Origin of the sequence: Pseudonocardia bannensis (assembly GCF_012911875.1) — a bacterium.
Lineage (GTDB): Bacteria > Actinomycetota > Actinomycetes > Mycobacteriales > Pseudonocardiaceae > Pseudonocardia > Pseudonocardia bannensis.
The window spans coordinates 1-17,094 of the sequence record NZ_JAAXKZ010000046.1; the positions used below are offsets into that span (position 1 = coordinate 1).

Sequence of the window (17,094 nt, forward strand, 5' to 3'; positions counted from 1 at the left end):
ACCCGGCTGCCCGCCGACCACCTCGCCGTCCTCGACGCGCTGGCCGAGCACCGCGACGTCCATCTGTGGCTGCCGCACCCCTCCCCGGCGCTGTGGGAACAGGTCGCACCGCGTACCGGCGGGCCGCGGCGGCGCCGGGACGACCGGACGGCAGACGCGATCCGGCACCCGCTACTCGCCTCCCTGGGCCGCGACGTCCGCGAACTGCAGCTACGGCTGCCCGCCGACGTCCACGACCACCACCACCCCTCACCGGAGGGGCCCGCCACGCTGCTCGGCCGGCTGCAACGCGACCTGTGCGAGGACCGCGCGCCGGCGGGACCGCCGCGGCCCGGCATGTCCGACGCGCGCCCGCTGCTCGATGCCGGCGACCGCAGCATCCAGGTGCACTCGTGCCACGGAGCCGACCGGCAGGTCGAGGTGCTGCGTGAGGTGGTCCTCGGGCTGCTCGCCGCCGATCCCACCCTGGAGCCGCGCGACGTGCTCGTCATGTGCCCGGACATCGAGAGCTTCGCGCCGCTGATCTCCGCGTCGTTCGGGCTCGGGCCGGCCGAGGGCGCCGGGGCGCCCGGCGCCGACCTCGTCCATCCCGGGCACCGGCTGCAGGTCCGCCTGGCCGACCGGGCGCTGCGCCAGGTCAATCCGTTGCTCGGCACCCTGGCCGCGCTGCTCGAGCTCGCCGACGCCCGGCTGACCGCGTCGCAGGTGCTCGACGTGATGGCGTCCGCTCCGGTGCGCCGCCGGTTCCGCCTCGACGACGACGATCTCGACCGGCTGCGCCAGCTGGTCACGGACTCGGGGGTGCGCTGGGGCCTGGACGGCGAGCACCGCAGGCCCTACCGGTTGGAGGGGTTCGCGCAGAACACCTGGTCGGCTGGGCTGGACCGGATGCTGCTCGGCGTCGCGATGTCGGCCGACGACCAGCACTGGCTGGGCACCGCGCTGCCGCTCGACGACGTCGACAGCTCCGATGTGGACCTGGTCGGCCGGGTCGCCGAACTCGTCGACCGGCTGGGCGCGGTGCTGACCGGTCTCACCGGCCGGCGGACCCTGGCCGGGTGGAGCGCCGCCCTGGTCGGCGCGCTGGACGCGCTGACCTCGACCACGCCCGCCGACGCGTGGCAGGCCGCCCAGGCCCGCGCCGAGCTCGCCGACGTCGTCCGCGCCGCGGGCCCGCACGCCGACTCGGTGCCGCTGGCCCTCGCCGACGTCCGCGGGCTGCTCGCCGACCGGCTGCGCGGCCGGCCGACGCGGGCCAACTTCCGCACCGGCACGCTGACCGTCGCGACGCTGGTGCCGATGCGCTCGGTGCCGCACCGGGTCGTGTGCCTGCTCGGCCTCGACGACGGCGTCTTCCCCCGCGCCGGCGAGGGGGACGGCGACGACGTGCTGACCCGCGATCCCCGGGTCGGCGAGCGTGACCCGCGCAGCGAGGACCGTCAGCTGCTCCTGGACGCGATCTGCGCGGCGACCGAGCACCTGGTCGTGCTGCACTCCGGCGCCGACGAGCGCACCAACGCCCGCCGCCCGCCGGCCGTCCCGCTCGGCGAGCTGCTCGACACCCTCGACGCGACCGTGCGCGCCGCCGACGGGGGCCCCGCCCATGAGCAGGTGGTGGTGCGCCACCCGTTGCAGCCCTTCGATCCGCGCAACTTCACCGCGGGCGCGCTGGGCGGCGACGGCCCGTTCAGCTTCGACCGGGCCGGCCTCGCCGGTGCGGTGGCCGCCGCGGGCGCCCGCAGCGGTCCGCCGGCCTTCCTGGACGCTCCGCTGGCCCCGCCGGCCGAGACCGAGACCGTCGAGCTCGACGCCCTGATCCGTTTCCTGGAGCATCCGGCCAAGGCGTTCCTGCGGCAGCGGGTCGGGGTGAGCCTGTACACCGAGGACAGCGACCCCGCCGATGCGCTGCCCGTCCACCTCGACGGGCTGCAGAGCTGGGCGGTGGGCAGCCGGCTGCTGCGCGACCGGCTGGCCGGGCACGAACTCGACCGCTGCCGGCAGGCCGAGTGGCGGCGCGGCGAGGTGCCGCCGGGCGCGCTCGGGCACCGGGTGCTGGAGAACGTCCTCGCGGAGGTGGAGCCCCTGGTGGCGGCGAGCCGGCCGCTGCGGGTGGGCGAGGTGGCGGCGCGCGACGTCGCCGCCGGGCCGGTGGGCGGGCGCACCCGTGTGGTGGGCACGGTCGGCGGGCTGTACGGGTCCGCGATCGTGCGGGTCGAGTACTCCCGGCTCGCGCCCAAACACCGGCTGCGGGCCTGGGTGCAACTGCTCGCGCTGACCGCCACCCACCCCGACGTGGCCTGGCGTGCGGTGACCCTGGGCCGGGGACGGTCCGGGCCCACCCGCTCCACGCTCGGCCCGGTGGACCCGGGCCGCGCCGCCGCGGTCCTGGCGGATCTCGTCGCGCTGCACCGGCTCGGGCTGTGCGAACCGCTGCCGCTGACCACCCTCGCCGGCTGCGCCTACGCGCGGGCCCGGGTCGACGGTGGGTCGGTGACCCGGGCCGTGGCGGCGGCCGTCGCGGCGTGGTGCGACCCTCCGGGCCCGGAGCGGGAGGACCCGGTGCACGAGCTGGTATGGGGGGCGGGGGCGCCCGCGTCGGTGCTGCTCGACCCGCCGCCGGACCCTGCCTCCGCGCAGCGCGCGCCGGGCGAGCCCAGCCGGTTCGGCGCGTTGGCCGTGCGGTTGTGGGGGCCGCTGCTGGCCGCCGAGGAGGTGGACCACCCGTGAGGCGGCACGCGACCCACACCCTCGCCCCGGCGGCGTTCGACGTCTGCGGGCCGCTGCCCACCGGCACGACGGTCCTGGAGGCCAGCGCCGGGACCGGCAAGACGTTCACCATCGCCGCCCTCGCGGCCCGCTACGTCGCCGAGGGCCGGGCCACGCTGCCCGAGCTGATGCTGGTCACCTTCGGCCGGGAGGCCACCCAGGAGCTGCGCGAACGGGTCCGGGAACGCCTCGTCAGCGCCGAGCGCGGGCTCGCCGACCCGGACGCGGCCCGCGCGGCCCGGGACTCCGACTCGGTCCTCGCGCTGCTCGCCGACGCCGACGACCGCGAGGTGGACCGCCGGCGCCGCCGGCTCGCGCACGCCGTCGCGCACTTCGACGCGGCCACCATCGCGACCACCCACCAGTTCTGCCAGCAGATGCTGGCCGGGCTCGGCGTCGTGGGGGACGCCGACCCCGACGCGGTGTTCGTCGAGACGATCGACGACCTGGTGACCGAGGTCGTCGACGACTTCTACGTGCGCAAGTACGCCGCCGCCGGCGCCGGCAACCCGGACTTCAGCCGCGACGTCGCGCTGAGCCTCGCCCGGCGGGCCGTCGAGGACGGGCAGGCCCGGCTCGAACCGGTCGAGGCCCCGGCGGGCAGCACGGCGGGGGTGCGCCGCAGCTTCGCCGAGGCGGTGCGCGCCGAGGTGCACCGGCGCAAGCGCACCCGCCGGCTGTTCACCTACGACGACATGCTGACGCGCCTCGCCGCCGCGCTGCGCGACCCGGCCCGCGGCCCCGCGGCCCGGGCCCGGCTGCGCGGCCGCTACGCCGTGGTGCTGGTGGACGAGTTCCAGGACACGGATCCGGTGCAGTGGGAGATCCTGCACGACGCCTTCCACGGCCACACCACCCTCGTGCTCATCGGCGACCCCAAGCAGGCGATCTACGCCTTCCGCGGCGCCGACGTGGTCAGCTACCTGCAGGCCGCCGAGAAGGCGGCGGCGCGCGCCACTCTGGCCAAGAACTGGCGCAGCGACGCCGGGCTGCTCACCGCGCTCGACACCGTGTTCAACGGTGCCGCGCTGGGCGACGACCGGATCGTGGTGTGGCCCGTCGGGTCCGCCCATCCCGGGCAGCGGCTCACCGGCGCCCCGGTCACGACCCCGCTGCGGCTGCGCATCGTGAGCCGGGACGGTCTGCCCGCGCTCACGGGGCGCAACCTCGGGGTCGTCGGACCGACCCGCGCGGTGGTGGCCGCCGACGTCGCCGCCGACATCGCGGCCCTGCTGGCGAGCCCGGCCCGGTTCGACGGTCGCGACGTCGCGCCCGGTGACGTCGCGGTCCTCGTCCGCACCAACGCGCAGGGCGCCATGGTGCGCGACGCGCTGGAGGCGGCCGGGGTCCCCGCGGTGCTCACCGGCACGACCAGCGTGTTCGCCACCCCCATCGCCGCCGAGTGGCTGACGTTGCTGGAGGCCGTGGAGCAGCCGCAGCGCTCCACCCGGGTCCGGGCCGCGGCGCTGACCTGCTTCATCGGGCACACCGTCGCCGAGCTGTGCGCCGACGGGACGGGCGAGCAGCTCGTCGACGAGCTGGGCACCTCGCTGCGGTCGTGGTCGGCGCTGCTGCGCACCCGCGGCGTCGCCGCCCTGCTCGAGGCGGTGAGCACCCGCACCCGGCTGTCGCAGCGGCTGCTCTCGGTCACCGACGGCGAGCGCCGGCTGACCGACCTGCGCCACATCGGCCAGGCGCTGCACGGCGCGGCGACCCAGGGGCATCTCGGACCCGCCGCGCTCATCGAGTGGCTGCGCCAGCGCATCGCCGACGCGGCCCGGGACACCGGCACCGAGCGCAGCCGCCGGCTGGAGTCCGACGCCGACGCCGTGCAGATCGTCACCGTGCACCGCAGTAAGGGCCTGGAGTTCCCGATCGTCTACGTGCCGTTCGCCTGGGACCGGTTCGTCCCCCGCGAACCGGACATGCTGCTGCTGCACGACGACCACGGGAACCGGGTGCTCGACGTCGGCGGCACCCGGGGTCCGGGCTGGCGCGACCGGGCCGCCCGGCACCGGGCGGAGGAGGCCGGGGAGGACCTGCGGCTGGTGTACGTGGCGACGACCCGGGCCCGCAGCCAGGTGGTCGCGTGGTGGGCACCGGCGACGACGACGCAGGCGTCCGCGCTGCACCGGCTGCTGGTCGGCCGCCCGGGACCCGGGACCACGCCGGGAGAGTCGTACGCGGTACCGGACGACGGCTCGATGCTGGCCCGGCTGCGCGAACTGAAGTCGGCGGTGCTGGCGGTCGAGCCCGTCGGCGACCGCGCCGACGGGCACTGGCACCGCCCGCCCGCGGCGGCGCCGACGATGCGCGCGGCGCGCTTCGACCGGGTGCTGGACACCGCGTGGCGGCGAACCTCCTACAGCGCGCTGACCGCCGAGGCGCACGGGGCCGTGGCCGGGGCCGGCGGGGTCGGCAGCGAGCCCGAGGACCAGGGCATCAGCGACGAACCGGCCGAGGGCCAGTCCGGTGTCCCGGTTCCCCCGCCCACCGCCGTCGGCGCCGACGTGCCCTCCCCGATGGCCGATCTGCCCGTCGGGACCGGGTTCGGCACCCTGGTGCACGCGGTCCTCGAGAGCGCCGACACCACCGCGCCCGATCTGCTCTCCGAACTCGCCGACCGGGCCCGCGACGAGCTGGGCCGGCGCCCGGCCGCCCTCGACCCGGCACTGCTGGCCGCCGCGCTGGTCCCGGTGGTGCAGACCCCGCTGGGGCCGCTGGCCGCCGGGCGCCGGTTGCGCGACATCGCGCCCGCGGACCGGCTGGCCGAGCTGGACTTCGAGTTCCCGCTCGCCGGCGGCGACCGACCGATCGGCGGGCTCACGCTCGGCGCGGTGGCCCCGCTGCTGCGCCACCACCTGCCCGCCGGCGACCCGCTGCGGTCCTACCCGGACCTGCTCGACACCCCTGCGCTCGCGCGCCAGCCGCTGCGCGGCTACCTGAGCGGGAGCATCGACGCGGTACTGCGGGTGAAGGACCGCTTCCTCGTCGTCGACTACAAGACCAACTGGCTGGGCCCGATCGGGCCCGCCGGCCGCGAGCCGCTCACGGCGGCGCACTACGCCCCGGCGCTGCTGGCCGACGCGATGGCGGCCGCGCACTACCCGCTGCAGGCCCTGATCTACGCGGTCGCGCTGCACCGCTTCCTCCGCTGGCGCCGGCCCGGCTACGACCCGCAACGGCACCTCGGCGGCGTGCTCTACCTGTTCCTGCGCGGCATGTGCGGTCCGGACACCCCGGTCGTCGACGGCGTGCCGTGCGGGGTGTTCAGCTGGGCGCCGCCCGCGGCGCTCGTCGAGGACCTGTCCCGGCTGCTCGACGAGGGGGCCCCGTGACCACCGCCGTGACGACCGTGAGGCCCCCCGCCGAGACCGACCCCCACGATCCGCGGTTCGCCCGGTCGGCGTCCGGGTTGCTGCACACGTTCAACGTGGCCGGCGTGCTCACCGCGGCCGACGTGCACGTCGCGGTCCGGCTCGGCCGGCTCGGCGGGGAGCGGGACGACACGGTGCTGCTCGCCGTCGCGCTGGTGGTGCGCGGCATCCGCCACGGGTCGGTGTGCGTGGACCTGGCCGCGGTCAGCCGCACGGTGCTCGGTGAGGGCGACGAACTGCTCGACGTCTCCGCGCTGCCCTGGCCCGAACCCGGTGCGTGGCGGGCGGCGTGCGAACGCAGCCCGCTGGTCGCGGTGGGTGCGGTGGACGCGCCGGCCGGGCGCCCGCTGCGGATGGCCGACGGGCTGCTCTACCTCGACCGGTACTGGCGCCAGGAGGAGCAGGTCCGGATCGAGTTGAGGGCCCGGGCCCGGGCCGAGCCCCCCGCGGTCGACCTCGATCGGTTGCGCGCGGGTCTGGCCCGGCTGTTCGGCGAGCCGGCCGGGCAGCAGGGCCCCGACCGGCAGCGGCTGGCCGCCGCGGTCAGCGCGCTGCGGCGGGTCACGGTGCTGGCCGGCGGGCCCGGCACCGGCAAGACGACGACGGTCGCCCGGCTGCTCGCGCTGCTGCACGACCAGCCGGGGCCGCCCCCGCGGATCGCGCTCGCCGCGCCGACCGGCAAGGCGGCCGCCCGGCTGGCCGAGGCCGTCCGGGAGCACACCGCCGACCTGCCGGCCCCCGACCGGGCCCGGCTGGGCACGCTGTCCGCGTCCACGCTGCACCGGCTGCTCGGCCGCAAGCCCGGTTCGTCGAGCCGCTTCCTGCACGACCGGCTCAACCGGCTGCCCTACGACGTGATCGTGGTCGACGAGACGTCGATGGTCTCGCTGACCCTGATGGCGCGGCTGTTGGAGGCCGTCCGGCCCGACGCCCGGCTGGTGCTGGTGGGCGACCCCGACCAGCTCGCGTCCGTCGAGGCGGGCGCGGTCCTCGGCGACCTCGCCCGGGCCCCGGGCACCCCCGAACCCGCCCTCGACTCGACGCTGCGCGAGATCCGCGCGCTCGGTCCGGGCGAGGCCCCGATCGTGCGCGGAGTGGTCACCCTGGACCGGACCTGGCGCTTCGGCGGCACCATCGCGGCGCTGGCCCGGGCGGTGCAGAGCGGCGACGCCGATGCCGCGCTCGGGTACCTGCGGGGCGGCGCCGACGACCTGGTCTTCGTCGAGCCCGCCGACGCGACCGCCCTGGACAGCCGGGACCCGGCCGGGCTGGAGGAGCTGCGGGCCGACGTCGTCGCCGCCGCTCGGGCGCTGAGCGAGGCGGCCCGGGCCGGCGAGATCGAGGCGGCGCTGCGGGCGCTGGACGAGCACCGCCTGCTCTGCGGGCACCGCCGCGGGCCGTACGGGGTGAGCAGGTGGAGCGCCGAGATCGAACGCTGGCTGGCGGACGCCGGGCTCGGTCCCGGCGAGACCGACGACGCCGAGTGGTACCCGGGCCGGGCGCTGCTGGTCACGGCGAACGACTACGACCTCGCGCTCTACAACGGCGATACCGGCGTCGTCATCCGCGACGGGACCGGGGTGCGGGCGGCGTTCGCCCGGGGCGGCACGCCGGAACTGATCCCGACGGGCCGGCTCGCCGGGGTGCAGAGCGTGCACGCGATGACCGTGCACCGCAGCCAGGGCAGCCAGTTCACCCGGGTCACCGTCGTGCTGCCGCCCGCCGAGTCGCCGCTGCTGACCCGGGAGCTGCTGTACACAGCGGTCACCCGCGCGCGTTCCGCGGTGCGGGTGATCGGCACCGAACAGGCGGTGCGGATCGCGGTGGGGCGGCCGGTCAGCCGGGCGAGCGGACTGCGGGGCCGGCTGGGCGGTTAGCCGCCCGCGTGCCGACCTGCGTCCCGGGACCTCCCGGGCCTCGGACCTCGGGGCGGACTGGCCAGGACGCCGCCTTCTCCGGGAGGCTCGTCCTGTGCCGATGAAGCTGTCGCCCGTCGTCCGCGCCGCCTCCTTGCGCCTGTCGCACGGCGATCGCGGCAGACCGGCCACCCGCAGCGACGACGCTCGATCCGGTTCGACCGTCGACCGCACCGGTGCTGAGCACCCGATGACCGTGGCCGGCAGCGTGGCGACCGCGGGCAGCGTGGCGGTCGCCGGGAGCGTGGCGACGGCCGGCAGCGTCGCCGTGGCCGGCAGCGTGGCGACCGCCGGCAGCGTCGCCGTCGCCGGCAGCGTGGCGACCGCGGACAGCGTGGCGGTCGCCGGGAGCGTGGCGACGGCCGGCAGCGTGGCCGTGGCCGGGAGCGTGGCGACCGCCGGCAGCGTGGCCGTGGCCGGGAGCGTGGCGACCGCCGGCAGTGTCGCCGTGGCCGGCAGCGTCGCGACCCTGATCAGCGCGAGCATCCGAGCGTGCATCGGGTCCCTGGCATGCGTCGGGTGTCGCCGGTGCGTGGGCTGCGTCGCCTGTATCGATTGCGTGGATTGCGTCGGCTGCGTCGGCTGTGTGGGCCTCCGGGGGGCCGTGGGCCGCCGTGGCGTGCGGGCCTGAACTCAGCCGCTGCGAAGACGATGGTCGCGCCGCTTCTGGTCCCGGACGGTGGCGGTGGCCGGCCCTGCGGTGGCACAGTCCCGAGCGCCGATGATGGGAGGTCCGGTGTGCGCCTGGATCCCGAGCTGGCAGCGGCGCTGCCCACCCTGCCCGACCTGCACATCCACGACCTCGCCGGGGCGCGGGCCAGGATGCGTGAGCTCGCCGCCCGGGCGCCCCGGCCCGAGCTCGGCGAGGTCGCGCTCACCGAGGACGAGGTTCCCGGGATCGAGGACGGCCCCGCCGTCCCGGTCCTGATGGCCACACCGGCGCCGGACGCGGCACGACCGGCACCCGCGCTGCTGCTTCTGCACGGCGGCGGGTTCGTCATGGGCGACCTCGAAGCGACCGCGCCGCAGGTCGTGGACCTGTGTGCGCGGCTCGGCGCGGTCGTGGTCGCGGTCGGCTACCGGCTGGCACCAGAGCATCCGTACCCGGCCGCCCTGCAGGACTGCGCGGCCGCGCTGTACCGGATCGCCGCCGGGGCCGGTGAGCTCGGCGTGGACCCGGCGCGCATCGGGGTGTACGGCATGAGCGCGGGTGGCGGTCTCGCCGCCGGGCTCACGCTGCTCGTCCGCGACCAGGGCGGCCCCCCGATCTGCTTCCAGCTGCTCGACGCACCCGAGGTCGACGACCGCCTGGAGACGTTCTCGATGCGCACGTTCGTCGACACCCCCCTGTGGAGCCGCCCGGACGCCGAGCTCAGCTGGAGCCACTACCTGTCCGGCTGCGACAGCGACATCCCGCCGTACGCCGCGCCGGCCCGCGCCGCCGACCTCTCCGGCCTGCCTCCCGCCTACGTCTCGGTCTACGAGAACGACCCGCTGCGCGACGAGGGGATGGCCTACGCGTCCGGGCTGCTGCGGGCCGGGGTGCCGGTCGAGCTGCACCTGTTCCCCGGCACCTTCCACCGCTCGGCGATCATCACGGGTGCGGCGGTGTCGCGGCGGCAGGCTGCGGAGACGATCGACGCGCTGCGCCGGGGGCTGGGCTCGACGACCGTAACGGGCTCCTAGGGCCCGGCCGTCAGCTCGCCGACCTGGGGCGGGGTCTTCTGGACCCCGGTGCTGCTCGCTGGTTGATCTTTCAGGGCGGCTGCTGCTTGTTGGAGGCTGCCATGGGATTCCCCGATCGCATCGAGCGGGTCGTCGAGATCGCCCACCTGCCGGCCAAGGTGTGGGCGTCGCTCACCACGGCCGAGGGTCTGGGCAGCTGGTTCGGCGACCAGGCGACGATCGACCTGCGCCCGGGCGGAGCAGATATACGGCCTGCCCGCGTGCCGCGGTTGCTCTCTGGTGGCCGATCAGATCGCCCCCTCGCCCAGACGCCGAGCCGGCGCAGGGGTGATCGGCCCGGACCCGCCGAGGCCCCGGACGCCGGCGCACGTGACAAGGACGACCGGGACACCGCCGGCCCGACCGCGGCCCGCCTCCTCGAAGAGCGGCGACACCATATGATCGCCCACCTCGGCGGTGTGCCGGTCGAGGAGACGCTGCCGTCCTGGTGAGCACCCTCACGGGCCTCGACGAACACCAGGTCCACCACTGGTCCGGCCCGCCCCGAACGGCGGGTCGCCGCGGGCGGGTCCCTCGGCCGGCCGGTCGGCTGCCGTCGGATGCCGGATAGGCACGGGTGCGCGGGCTCACCAGACTGGGTGGCTGTCGCGAACCCGGAGGAGGCCCTCGATGGCCACAGACAGCACCCCCGCCGTCGTCCTCGTGCACGGCCTGTGGACGGCCCCGCGCAGTTGCGCGCCCTGGATCGCGGCACCCCGACGGCGGGCGCGTCGTGCTCGTCCGTCCTGACCCGGTCCCTGCCGAACGGATCCCCTCATGACGGACACCCCGTCGTCCCTGGTCGTGGCCCGGCCCGCGATCCTGACCGTCGACGACGATCCCAGCGTCTCCCGCGCGGTCGCCCGGGACCTGCGCCGCCGCTACGGCGAGGAGCACAGGATCGTCCGGGCCGAGTCCGGCGCCCAGGCCCTCGACGCGCTGCGCGCGATGCGGCTTCGCGGCGACGACGTCGCGGTCCTGCTCGCCGATTTCCGGATGCCCGGGATGGACGGTCTGGAATTCCTGGAGCAGGCGATGGACCTCTACCCGGCCGCACGCCGGGTGCTGCTCACGGCCTACGCGGACACCGAGGCCGCGATCACCGCGATCAACGTCGTGGACCTGGACCACTACCTGCTCAAACCGTGGGACCCACCGGAGGAGAAGCTCTACCCGGTCGTCGACGAGCTGCTCGACGCGTGGCGGGCCACCGACCACCGGCCGGTCTGCGAGACCCGCGTCGTCGGGCACCGCTGGTCGGCACGCTCGCACGAGGTCCGCGACTTCCTGGCCCGCAACCAGGTGCCCTACCGGTGGTACCCGTCCGACGAGCCGGAGGGCGAGCGGCTGCTCGCGGCCGCCGGGGCCGACGGGCGGGACCTGCCGGTGGTGATCACCCCGGCCGGGGAGGCACTGGTCGCGCCAGGTGACGCGGAGCTGGCCGGCCGGGTCGGGCTGTCCACCGTCCCGGCGACGGACTTCTACGACCTCGTGGTCGTCGGCGGCGGGCCGGCCGGGCTGGGCGCCGCGGTCTACGGCGCCTCGGAGGGGCTGCGCACGGTGCTGGTCGAGCGCACCGCGACCGGCGGGCAGGCCGGGCAGAGCTCCCGGATCGAGAACTACCTCGGCTTTCCCGACGGCGTCTCCGGCGCCCAGCTGACCGACCGGGCCCGCCGGCAGGCGACGAGGTTCGGCGCCGAGCTGCTGACCACCCGCGACGTCGTCGCCCTGGAGCCGGCCGGGTCCGCGCGAGCCGTGCACTTCGCCGACGGCAGCGAGATCCGGGCGCACGCCGTCGTCCTCGCCACCGGGGTGTCCTACCGCGCCCTCACCGCGCCGGGCGTCGACGCGCTGGTCGGGCGCGGGGTCTACTACGGCTCCGCGCTCACCCAGGCCGCCGGGTGCGCCGGGCAGGACGTCTACATCGTGGGCGGGGCGAACTCCGCCGGGCAGGCAGCGGCCTACTTCGCCCGGTACGCGCGGTCGGTGACGCTGCTGGTCCGCGGGCCGTCGTTGACCACCTCGATGTCGCACTACCTCATCGAGCAGCTCGCGGGCATCCCGACCGTCGCCGTGCGCACCTGCACCGAGGTGCTCGCCGCGCACGGTGACGAGCACCTGGAGCGGCTCGACCTGCGCGACAGCGCCGCCGGGACGACCGAGACGGTGGACGCGTCGTGGCTGTTCGTGTTCAACGGCGCGGCCCCGCGCACCGAGTGGCTCGACGGCCGGGTGGCCCGCGACCGGGCCGGATTCGTCCTCGCCGGGCCCGACCTCGTCGTCGACGGGAGGCGGCCGCCCGGCTGGCCGCTCGACCGCGACCCGTACTACCTCGAGACCAGCCTGCCGGGGGTGTTCGTGGCCGGCGACGCGCGGGCCTCGTCGATGAAACGGGTGGCCTCCGCCGTCGGGGACGGGGCGATGGCCGTGTCCCTCGTGCACCGCTACCTGGAGAAGCCATGAGCGCCCCCTGCTCCGCGGACGAGCTCCGCGCGCTGTTCCTGTTCGAGCACCTGTCCGACGACCAGCTGGCCTGGCTGTGCCGCGAGGGGCACGTCGAGGTCGTCGAGCCCGGACCGGTCTACCGCGAGGGCGCACCCGCGACGTGCTTCTACGTGCTCATGGAGGGCGCCGTCGTGCTGTCGCGGCGGGCGGGCGAGGACGACGTCGAGGTGGAGCGCACCTCGCGGCCCGGGGTCTACGCCGGTGCCCTGCAGGCCTTCGTCGGCGATCGGGCGCCGCAGGTCTACAACAACTCGATGCGGGTCACCGCGCCGTCGCGGTTCTTCGTGCTCGACGCCGAGGTGCTCACCCGCATGATGCGCGAGTGGTTCCCGATGGCGCTGCACCTGCTGGAGGGCCTGTTCTTCGGCATGCGGAACATCAATGAGGCCGTGGGCCAGCGGGAACGGCTGCTGGCGCTGGGCTCGCTGTCGGCCGGGCTCACCCACGAGCTCAACAACCCGGCGGCGGCGGCCGTGCGGGCGACCGCGGCGCTGCGCGAGCGGGTGGCGGGGATGCGCCAGAAGCTGGGGCTGATCGCGGCCGGGCCCTTCGACCGGGCCACGCTGGAGACGCTCATCCGGCTGCAGAACGACGCCGTGGAGCGGGTCGCGAAGGCGCCGGCGCTGTCCCCGATCGAGGCCGGCGACGGGGAGGACGCCGTCGCCGACTGGCTCGACGATCACCGCATCACCGGCGGCTGGAACCTCGCGCCCACCTTCGTGCAGGCCGGGCTGGACGTCGAGTGGCTGGACCGCGTCGCGCAGACCGTGGACGACGAGGTCCTGGAGGGCGCGGTGCGCTGGCTCAACTACACCGTCGAGACCGAGATGCTGATGAGCGAGATCGAGGACTCGACCACCCGGATCTCCACGCTGGTCGGCGCGGCCACGCAGTACTCGCAGATGGACCGGGCGCCGCACCGCACGTGCGACGTGCACGAGTTGCTGGACAGCACCTTGGTCATGCTCGGCCGCAAGATCGGTGACGGGGTGCGCGTGGTCAAGGACTACGACCGCACGCTGCCTCCCGTCCCGGTCTACGCGGCCGAGCTCAACCAGGTCTGGACGAACCTGATCGACAACGCCGTGGCCGCGATGGCCGGCACCGGGACCCTGACCGTGCGCACCGCGGCCGACGGCGACCGGCTGCTCGTCGAGATCGGCGACACCGGGCCCGGGATCCCGGACGGGATCCGCGACCGGATCTTCGAGCCGTTCTTCACCACCAAACCGGTCGGCGACGGCACCGGGCTCGGCCTGGACATCTCCTGGCGGATCGTCGTCAACCGCCACCACGGGGACCTGCGGGTGGAGTCGGTCCCGGGTGACACCCGGTTCCAGGTGCGGCTGCCGCTGCGCCCGGAGGACCGGGCCGAGCAGGCCGACGAGGGAGGACCCGCATGAGCGCACCCGGCCCGACTACGCCGGGCCGGGCCCACCCGGCGGGCCCGCGGCAACCGGACCCGCGACGTCCGGGCCGCTCCCGTCCGGGGGGAGCTCCAGGGCCGCCGCGGCGTGCTCGACGTGGGCGCGGGCCAGCGCCTCGGCCCGCTCGGACTCCCCCGCCGCCACGGCGGCGACGATCCCGGCGTGCTCCGCGCGTTCGGCCTGCCCGAAGGGGCGCGCTCCGCCGCGCCACACCTGCGCCACCTGCAGGGCCAGCGCCACGAGGTCCTGTACCCGGTCGAGCTGGGCGGTGACGAGCTCGTTGTCGGCCCGGGAGTACAGCGCGCGATGGAACCGGCGGTTGGCGAGGTTGACCGCCACCGGGTCCCCGGCCGCGGCCCCGGCCTCCGCCTCGTCGAGGGCCGCGCGAGCCTCGGCCGCCGCGGCCGGGCCGTGCCGCCGGGCCGCCCGCCCCACGGCCCACGGCTCGAGCAGCAGCCGCAGCTCGTAGATCGTGCGCACCTCGGGCGCGGACAGCGTCCGGACCACGGCCCCGGCGTGGCGGGACATGACGATCAGGCCCGACGCCGTCAGCGCGATGAGCGCCTCCCGCACCGGGGTCTTCGACACGCCCAGCATGGCGGCCAGGTGCCGCTCCACCAGGGTCTGGCCCGGGCGGAGCCGGCCGGCCAGGATGGCCGCGCGCAGCGACTCGGCGACCAGGTCGGAGCGGGTGGCCACCCTGCCGAGGGCGAGCGCGGGGCCGTCGATGCTCGGCACAGCGCTCACAGCTCGAGGACGACGTAGCGGCCGGTGGACCGGACCGGGTACGTCTCGGCCGTGTAGGGACCCGGCTGCAGACCCGCGTCCACCAGATCGGCCTCGCCGTCGAGCAGCTCGGAGCCGGTGACCAGCCGCGTGTCGTAACGCCGGACCCGGACCCTGTCCGGGTCGAACCACGACCGCCCGGTGCGGATGTCGAACTCCCACTGGTGCCACGGGCAGCGCAGGAACTCCCCGCGCCGCACGTAGTCGTAGTGGCCCGGCCCCTCGGAGCGGACGAACCCCGAGCGGACGCCCTCGCACAGCGGGCCGCCGGCGTGCGGGCAGGCGTTGCGCACCGCGAAGTACTCGCCGCCGAGGTTGAACACCCCGATCGACCGGCCCTCGACCTCGACGATCCTGCTGCCGCCCGGTGGGATCTCCCCGTCCTCGGCCACCACGACCTGCCGTCGCGCCGGGGCGCTCATGCGCCGAGGTCGTAGTAGTCGAGCGCGTTGCCGCGCATGATCCGATCGTGCACGTCCGGCGGCAGCTTGGTCTGGAACGCGCGCTTCGGGTGGTCGAAGTCCCAGTGCGGGTAGTCGGTGGAGAACATCAGGATGTGCTGCCCGACCTCCTCGATGAGCTCGAGCAGATCGCCCGGGCGCTCCGGCTCCTCCATCGGCTGCGTGGTGATCCGCACCCGGTCGCGCAGGTACTCCGAGGGCAGCCGCGCGAGGTCCGGGACCTCCGCGCCGAGCCGGTGGTAGAGGCCGTCGAGGCGCCACATCAGCGGCGGGACCCAGGCGAAGCCGCCCTCGATGAGCACGACCTTCAAGCGCGGGAACCGGTCGAGGACCCCGTCCAGGATCAGGCTGGTGACCTGGGCCTGGAAGGCCACCGACATCGAGGTGTGGTCCTCGATGTAGAACGACGGCCAGCCCGCGGAGGTGATCGGCGCGCCGGTCGTCGAGGCGAAGTGGATGCCGACCGGCAGGCCGCACTCCTGCGCGGCGTCGTAGATCGGCCAGTACCGGCGCCGGCCCAGCGGCGCCAGGGTCCGCGGGAACAGCAGCACCTGCACGAACCCGCGGTGGCTCGCGGCGGCGCGGCGGATCTCCGCGGCGGCCAGCTCCGGCGACTCGAACGTCACGCTGATCGAGGCGCGCAACCGCGGGTCGCGGTCCAGCCAGTGCTCGACCTGCCACTGGTTGACCGCTGTGGCCAGGGCGGCGCCGTAGTCCTCGTTGCGCTGCTCGGCGGCGCGGTACAGGCAGTTGAGGATCGCGAGGTCGATGTCGTAGCGGTCGAGCAACTGCTCGCGCATGAAGTCCAGATCTGAGCCGGGCAGCCCGCCACCGGGCGGCCAGGCGTCGGTGCGGGCGCCCCCGCCGGGGCTGACCTTCGGGTAGACGAAGCCGGCCTCGTACGGCGAGAACGTCCGCGACCCGACGTGGTCCATGTGGTCGAGCCAGCGCGCCGGCAGGTAGGGCCGCAGCGCGGCGTCGTCCGGGACGGCGTTGTGTACGTCGCAGTCGACGAGCCTGGTCATGCCGCCGCCCTCTCTCGGATCGCCGGGTAGGTGGCCAGGGCGTTGTCGCGCAGCACCTTCCGCCGCTCGTCGGCGGACAGGAACCCCAGCAGCGCCTGCTCCGGGTCGCGGTGGTGCCAGTGCGGGTGGTCGCTGGCGTGCAGCAGCATGTCGACCGACCCGATCTGGTCGAGGAACCGCGGCAGGAACCGCCGCGCGGTGGCGGCGTCGTGCGGGCCGTCGAAGGGTGCGGTGGCCAGCCGCACGTGCCGGCGGATGACCGCCGACGGCGCGTCGCCGACCCACGGGATCTCCCGGCGCAAGCCCTTCCAGTTCTTGTCCAGCCGCCACATCAGCGACGGCAGCCAGGTCACCCCGCTCTCCAGCAGCACCACCGTGAGCTCCGGGAACCGGGCGAACACCCCTTCGCAGACCAGGCTGGTGAGCTGGGACTGCATGGCCAGGGTCGCCCCCGCGTACTCCTCGATGTAGGTGGACGGCCAGCCCACCGGTGACGGCGGGTTGCCGCCCGCGACCCCGGGATGGATGCCGACCGGCAACCCGGCCCGCGCCGCGGCGGCGTGGATCGGCCAGTGCGCCCGGGTGCCGAGCGGGGCCTGCGAACCGGCGAGCAGCAACACCTGCACGAACCCCGGGTGCCCGGCGAACCGTTCGATCTCGGCGACCGCACGCTGCGGGAACTGCTGCGCGACGACGATCGACGCCCGGAACCGCGGGTCGGCCGCGAGCCACCGTTGTGCCTGCCAGTCGTTGAGCGCGCTCGCCATCGCGGCCGCCCAGTCCTCGTTGTGGATGGGCTGCACGGCGTACAGGCAGTTGAGGATCGCCAGATCGGCGCCGCGGTCGAGGACCTGCGCACGGACCAGATCGGGATCCGATCCGGCGGGCCCGGGGCCACCGCGGCTCTCCGGGGTCGCCGACAGCGGGACCTTCGACGGGTAGGACGCCGGCGCGAGGCTGGTGACGCCGTGCTCGACGCAGTAGTCGCGCCAGCGATCGGGCAGGAACGGGAAGAGCTCCGCGATGTCGGGGACGGCGTTGTGCACGTCGCAGTCGATCGTGCCGGCCGCCGGGGCCGCCTGTGGGGTCACGCGCCGCTCCCGCCC

The 17,094-nt window shown here is 75.6% G+C and carries 12 protein-coding genes; 8 read left to right on the top strand and 4 right to left on the bottom strand.

Annotated elements, in window-relative coordinates; genetic code table 11:
• The 8 genes from recC to HF519_RS14235 form a co-directional block, all read left to right on the top strand.
• Positions 1-2,727 (top strand): exodeoxyribonuclease V subunit gamma (gene recC, locus HF519_RS14200; protein WP_169413409.1); only part of this gene is annotated, 2,727 nt, incomplete at its 5' end.
• Complete coding sequence (locus HF519_RS14205; protein WP_169413410.1) at positions 2,724-6,104, top strand: UvrD-helicase domain-containing protein; 3,381 nt, start codon at positions 2,724-2,726, stop codon at positions 6,102-6,104. The genes recC and HF519_RS14205, both read left to right, overlap by 4 nt.
• Positions 6,101-8,020: an exodeoxyribonuclease V subunit alpha gene (gene recD, locus HF519_RS14210; protein ID WP_312860106.1), complete on the top strand. Its 1,920-nt coding sequence runs from the start codon at positions 6,101-6,103 to the stop codon at positions 8,018-8,020. The genes HF519_RS14205 and recD overlap by 4 nt, the downstream gene beginning before the upstream one ends.
• 100 nt (positions 8,021-8,120) lie before the next feature.
• Positions 8,121-8,690: a TrbL/VirB6 family protein gene (locus HF519_RS14215; RefSeq protein WP_246243586.1), complete on the top strand. Its 570-nt coding sequence runs from the start codon at positions 8,121-8,123 to the stop codon at positions 8,688-8,690.
• Between the two features lie 107 nt (positions 8,691-8,797).
• On the top strand, positions 8,798-9,745 hold the full coding sequence (locus HF519_RS14220) for an alpha/beta hydrolase (protein WP_169413411.1): 948 nt from the start codon (positions 8,798-8,800) through the stop codon (positions 9,743-9,745).
• A 101-nt stretch (positions 9,746-9,846) separates the two neighbouring features.
• Positions 9,847-10,236, top strand: coding sequence for an SRPBCC domain-containing protein (locus HF519_RS31330; RefSeq protein ID WP_246243601.1), 390 nt, complete (start codon positions 9,847-9,849; stop codon positions 10,234-10,236).
• Between the two features lie 325 nt (positions 10,237-10,561).
• Positions 10,562-12,247, top strand: coding sequence for an NAD(P)/FAD-dependent oxidoreductase (locus HF519_RS14230; RefSeq protein ID WP_169413412.1), 1,686 nt, complete (start codon positions 10,562-10,564; stop codon positions 12,245-12,247).
• Complete coding sequence (locus tag HF519_RS14235) at positions 12,244-13,692, top strand: ATP-binding protein (RefSeq protein ID WP_169413413.1); 1,449 nt, start codon at positions 12,244-12,246, stop codon at positions 13,690-13,692. The genes HF519_RS14230 and HF519_RS14235 overlap by 4 nt, the downstream gene beginning before the upstream one ends.
• A 15-nt stretch (positions 13,693-13,707) precedes the next feature.
• Here the strand turns inward: HF519_RS14235 and HF519_RS14240 are convergent, their stop codons facing one another.
• The 4 genes from HF519_RS14240 to HF519_RS14255 are packed head-to-tail and all read right to left on the bottom strand — an operon-like array spanning position 13,708 to position 17,079.
• The gene (locus tag HF519_RS14240) at positions 13,708-14,463 is read right to left on the bottom strand and encodes a GntR family transcriptional regulator (RefSeq protein WP_169413414.1); all 756 of its coding nucleotides are present in this window, start codon (positions 14,461-14,463) and stop codon (positions 13,708-13,710) included.
• A complete protein-coding gene (locus tag HF519_RS14245; RefSeq protein WP_169413415.1) occupies positions 14,460-14,924 on the bottom strand; it encodes a Rieske (2Fe-2S) protein in 465 nt (154 codons plus the stop codon). The genes HF519_RS14240 and HF519_RS14245 overlap by 4 nt, the downstream gene beginning before the upstream one ends.
• Positions 14,921-15,988, bottom strand: a complete 1,068-nt coding sequence (locus tag HF519_RS14250; protein ID WP_169413416.1) for an amidohydrolase family protein — start codon at positions 15,986-15,988, stop codon at positions 14,921-14,923. Before HF519_RS14250 ends, HF519_RS14245 begins: the two co-directional genes overlap by 4 nt.
• Positions 15,985-17,079 carry an amidohydrolase family protein gene (locus tag HF519_RS14255; protein WP_169413417.1) on the bottom strand — a complete coding sequence of 365 codons (1,095 nt, stop codon included), beginning with the start codon at positions 17,077-17,079 and terminating at the stop codon, positions 15,985-15,987. Before HF519_RS14255 ends, HF519_RS14250 begins: the two co-directional genes overlap by 4 nt.
• Positions 17,080-17,094 lie beyond the last annotated feature (15 nt).